This is a genomic window from Nonomuraea sp. NPDC048916 (assembly GCF_040649575.1).
GTDB lineage: Bacteria > Actinomycetota > Actinomycetes > Streptosporangiales > Streptosporangiaceae > Nonomuraea.
In genome coordinates, this window is the sequence record NZ_JBEZFS010000246.1 from 1 (window position 1) to 427 (window position 427).

General features: G+C 69.6%; 1 protein-coding gene. It reads right to left on the bottom strand.

The window, feature by feature from the left end; genetic code table 11:
• Nucleotides 1–243: hypothetical protein (locus tag AB0C16_RS40690; RefSeq protein WP_357691554.1), on the bottom strand; the 243-nt coding region annotated here is incomplete at its 3' end.
• Nucleotides 244–427: the final 184 nt, after the last annotated feature.

Below are 427 nucleotides of genomic sequence, written 5' to 3' on the forward strand. Positions count from 1 at the left end.
GCGGAACACGGCGGCCACGTCCAGGTCCTTGCCGTTCAGCACCACGTCGTGGACGGCCGGGGCGACCAGGTCGATGAAGGACTCCGCACCCGCCTCCGCGCAGTCGAAGCGCACGGTGGTCACGGACCGGTAGGTGCCGCCCTCCTGCGCTCCGGAGAGGTCGAGATCGATCTCGTACGCGTCCACGGTCAGCAGGCGCGCCCGCTCCTGTGCCTCTTCGCGGGTCAGATTCGTGCCAGGCACGCGGTCATCTCCTAGGTGTGCGACTTGATAAGCGGCGTTTCCGGCCATCCTTCCACGTACCGTGCTCCCAGCGCGATGTCCGTTTTCCGCCGGACACGGACGGCGCGGCACGGCACGCTCGCACCATGACCGGACACCAGCCACGCCCCATCGGCCCCACCGCGCTCGCCGAACTCCGCGCCAC